The organism is Collinsella sp. LCP19S3_B6 (genome assembly GCF_052121815.1).
Lineage (GTDB): Bacteria > Actinomycetota > Coriobacteriia > Coriobacteriales > Coriobacteriaceae > Collinsella.
The window spans coordinates 1-850 of record NZ_JBQKDN010000049.1 but is presented as its reverse complement, the minus strand read 5'-3'; the positions used below and the strand labels follow the sequence as shown (position 1 = coordinate 850).

The 850-nt window shown below is 64.4% G+C and carries 1 rRNA gene; it reads right to left on the bottom strand.

Annotation, left to right across the window (positions count from 1 at the left end):
* Positions 1 to 743: ribosomal RNA gene (locus ACTQWD_RS08710) — 23S ribosomal RNA — on the bottom strand; the annotation flags it as partial.
* Positions 744 to 850 lie beyond the last annotated feature (107 nt).

Below are 850 nucleotides of genomic sequence, written 5' to 3'. Positions count from 1 at the left end.
GGACTCAAGTCGCCCTGTTAAGGCTCGCTTTCGCTCCGGCTCCCTTTCGGTTAACCTCGCCCCGCGCCAGCGACTCGCTGGCTCATTCTACAAAAGGCACGCCGTCACACCATAAAGGTGCTCCGACTGCTCGTGGGCGCACGGTTTCAGGTACTGTTTCACTCCCCTCCCGGGGTGCTTTTCACCTTTCCCTCACGGTACTGGTGCGCTATCGGTCACAGGGTAGTACTCAGGCTTGGATGGTGGTCCACCCAGGTTCGGACCGGGTTTCACGTGCCCGGCCCTACTCAGGGACCGCGTCGCGCCGTCCGGTCTGGGTTCGCGTACGGGGCTGTCACCCGCTGCGGCCGGCCCTCCCATGCCGTTCCGCTCCCCAGCCGGACCTGCGCCCGGGGGCGGCAGCCCCCGGATGCGCGGCCCTGCAACCCCGCCGGCGGAACCCCTGCCGGGTACGCCCGCTCGACGGTTTGGCCATCGGTCCCCTTTCGCTCGCCGCTACTCGGGGAGTCTCGAGATTGATTTCCTCTCCTCCGGGTACTTAGATGTTTCAGTTCCCCGGGTTGTCCTCCCCGGCCCTATGCGTTCAGGCCGGGGATATCCGTACTGCTACGGATGGGTTCGCCCATTCGGAGACCCCCGGGTCGAAGGATGTGTGCTCCTCGCCGGGGATTATCGCAGCTTGCCGCGTCCTTCATCGGCTCCCTGTGCCAAGGCATCCGCCGTGCGCCCGTGGTATCTTGCGGGACCGCTCCGGGCCCGCGGGATATCCACGTGTCGCTAAAGTTAATTAATCGATATCATGAATAGCGCTCTCATGTCGCAATTCGGGTATCTCATACCGCGGCACAGC